This is a genomic window from Streptomyces sp. NPDC104096 (genome assembly GCF_055584385.1).
Window position 1 is genome coordinate 1 of sequence record NZ_JBVJMD010000166.1, and the last position, 1,205, is coordinate 1,205.

The following is a 1,205-nucleotide window of genomic DNA, read 5'->3' on the forward strand; positions in this document are numbered from 1 at the left end:
GCCGCATAAAGCGGCCTTATCAGTAGGAAGCGACGGAAAATCAGTTAGTTTCCGGTTTCACTTCAATGTAGTTCAGACCCAGCACGCTGCTGGTGTAACCGCGGATCTTGTTGGTCATCTCGATATCGCCGTTCAGCTTGTGGCCGTAAGACGGAATGATCTCTTTCAGCTTGCTCTGCCATTCCGGCGTCGCCACTTTGTCTTTGAACACGGTTTCCATCAGATGCAGCATGATCGGCGCAGCGGTAGAAGCGCCCGGCGAAGCACCCAGCAGAGCGGCGATGCTGCCGTCTTCAGAGCTGACGACTTCGGTGCCGAACTGCAGCACGCCGCCTTTATCCGCGTCTTTCTTGATGATCTGTACGCGCTGGCCTGCGGTCCACAGCTTCCAGTCTGCCTGCTTGGCGTCCGGGAAGTACTCTTTCAACGCGGCGAAGCGATCGTCGTCGTTCATCATCAGCTGGCCGACCAGGTATTTCACCAGATCGAAGTTATCCAGACCGACGTGGGTCATCGGCATCAGGTTCGAGGTGCTCAGCGAGTGCATCAGATCGAACAGCGAACCGTTCTTCAGGAACTTGCTGGAGAAGGTGGCGAACGGCCCGAACAGCAGCACGCGCTTGCCGTCCAGCATGCGGGTATCCAGGTGCGGCACGGACATCGGCGGCGAACCTACGCTGGCCAGGCCATACACTTTGGCCAGGTGCTGGTTGGCGATCGCCGGGTTGGTAGTGACCAGGAACTGGCCGCCGACCGGGAAGCCGCCGTAGCCGTCGGCTTCTGGGATGCCGGATTTCTGCAGCAGGGTCAGGGACGCGCCGCCTGCGCCGATGAACACGAACTTGGCGTTAACGGTGGTTTCTTTACCGTCGCGGTTCAGATCGGCAACGGTCACGCTCCAGGTTTGGTCGGCGTTGCGCTTAATGTCGCGCACTTCGTGGCTCAGGTTCAGCTTGAACTTGTCGCTGGCGCTCAGCGCGTCAACCAACTGGTGGGTGATCACGCCGAAGTTGACGTCGGTACCCAGCGGCATGCGGGTCGCGGCGATTTTCTGCGCCGGATCGCGGCCGTTCATCACCAGCGGCGCCCACTGCTTGATTTGCGCAGGGTCTTCGGAATATTCCATGCCGCGGAACAGGGTGCTGTGCTGCAGCGCCGCGTAGCGTTTACGCAGGAAGTTGACGTTGTCGTCACCCCACACGAAG

At 59.8% G+C, this 1,205-nt stretch carries 1 protein-coding gene; it reads right to left on the minus strand.

Translation table 11 applies throughout. The annotated features are described in order from the left end of the window. Positions 1 to 40 precede the first annotated feature (40 nt). Positions 41 to 1,205: malate:quinone oxidoreductase (locus ACZ60B_RS43020; protein ID WP_469397583.1), on the minus strand; the 1,165-nt coding region annotated here is incomplete at its 5' end.